At 42.8% G+C, this 1,707-nt stretch carries 2 protein-coding genes; one reads left to right on the forward strand and one right to left on the reverse strand.

What is annotated here, in order from left to right:
• Positions 1–36 precede the first annotated feature (36 nt).
• The gene (locus tag AX755_RS20435; protein ID WP_062857333.1) at positions 37–426 is read right to left on the reverse strand and encodes a hypothetical protein; all 390 of its coding nucleotides are present in this window, start codon (positions 424–426) and stop codon (positions 37–39) included.
• 149 nt (positions 427–575) lie between these two features.
• On the opposite strand from AX755_RS20435, the gene AX755_RS20440 reads away from it, so the two are divergent.
• Positions 576–1,004 carry a hypothetical protein gene (locus AX755_RS20440; RefSeq protein ID WP_062857334.1) on the forward strand — a complete coding sequence of 143 codons (429 nt, stop codon included), beginning with the start codon at positions 576–578 and terminating at the stop codon, positions 1,002–1,004.
• Positions 1,005–1,707 lie beyond the last annotated feature (703 nt).

Consider the following 1,707-nt stretch of genomic DNA (forward strand, 5'->3'; position numbering starts at 1 on the left):
CACTCTCCGAGAGAATACCGGCGGCAGCGGGCATCGTTAACTTAAGATACAAAAGCTGTCCGGAAATGGCGGGTCAAGATCATATTCACCTGATATTGCGTTATCAGCGCCGCCAGTATCGCGCATAACAGCACAATGACCGGGTAAACCGTAACGCACGACCGTTGCGTTAGTCTCACCGCCGCGCCGTACCTGACGAGACTCATACACCGTCACACGCTCAAGCAACCCACCAGCAACCATACTTTCAAGAGTTCGCCGGGTTGATTCGAGCTGGTGGCGCTTATCGAACGACGCCATGCCATGAAGAAGGTAGGCCACGCCCGACACATCGAACGGCGGCGCACCAATCTCACCAGTAACCCAATCGAGGCTATCAGGTTCAAAGTAGCTGAGTATCTCTTTTTTGCGGTTGGTCATTCTCATGGCTGGCTGATTCCTTATTGTGGGATAGAGGTATCATACAATAAGCGGGTTGAAGGGAGAGCGTTACCGCCTGATATGCTGTATGAATAACAACCAAGTTTCAGGGGCGGAAAAAGATATGGGGGTACTTTTGGGGGTATCTATAAAAAATGAACAATAAAAAAGACAACAAAAACAAAGGTTATCGCCTATGTGTATTGTTCCTATTATCGCACCATTCAAGCATCTCTCACAGTCTGCTAAGGTTCACTGAAACCCCTTACAATCAGGGGCTTGCTGCTCTCGATTGTATTCTGGCGCACTCTAAAAACTATATGCCTATGGGGATACTTACAAATCTACTTAGTAAGAACGGTGATCTTATGCCCAGTAAAATGGTCTTTACGTATAGCGTTCTCATTCGTTGGCAGATTGATTATGCCGAATATTCCAAATATCTTTGGACCGTTTTAAAGGCATTTTTTCATATTCAACATCAGCTAGGAAATAGCTATACTGTGGGGCAAAACTCTGCGATCAAGTTCTTTAAAATTATGGCATTATATTCTCTGGTAAGCGTTAAAGATGTCCTCATTTAACTCTGAAAGTAGAACAAGATCCTCTAATCCACAGCTATTATCATGACGATATGCTTTCCTTAATGAAGCATATTCTAATAAGTCAGTTACCTGAGATGGTAACTGACTTCGTTATCAGCGATTCAGGCTAAGTATAGGCCTGGTTGCACATTGAATCGTAGGATTCGTTAACCAGTTTTGTGGGAGAAGATCTATTCTTGTTGCTGGAGATTTGGACTCTCCGCAAGTGCCCCACGAACAATCCAAATTATTTAATTCACCTATTCTGGATTTAAATAATAATTCTATTGACTTGATTCTATCCGGATCTTTTGTCATATAACCAATTGGCAAACTAATCCCACTATCCGTATTAGGTTGCCCATGGTACTGTATAAGTCCGAATATTCCAGGGATTAAAAATAACTCAACTCGATCCAACTCTAGTGGAGTAGATAATCCGTATGGGAATATATTTTTTAGGTATGACCTTACTTCCCATTTTTTACATTGATGTATTAGAGCTATTTTTGCATAGCTGTCTTTTTGCTCAAGGATATTTTTTAGATCCTGCACAAAACGGTCAATGTCATCCGAATTAGCCCCCCAAAATGGTACACTACTCGGCATCCAGAGTGCTTTTGACCTGCCCCCACGATTAGATACAACACTCAGTTAGTAACGTCGGAATCTTCATTCTCAGAATGACCCTTTCTCCAGCCCG

This window comes from Enterobacter sp. SENG-6 (assembly GCF_001605945.1).
Classification (GTDB): Bacteria; Pseudomonadota; Gammaproteobacteria; order Enterobacterales; family Enterobacteriaceae; genus Enterobacter; species Enterobacter cloacae.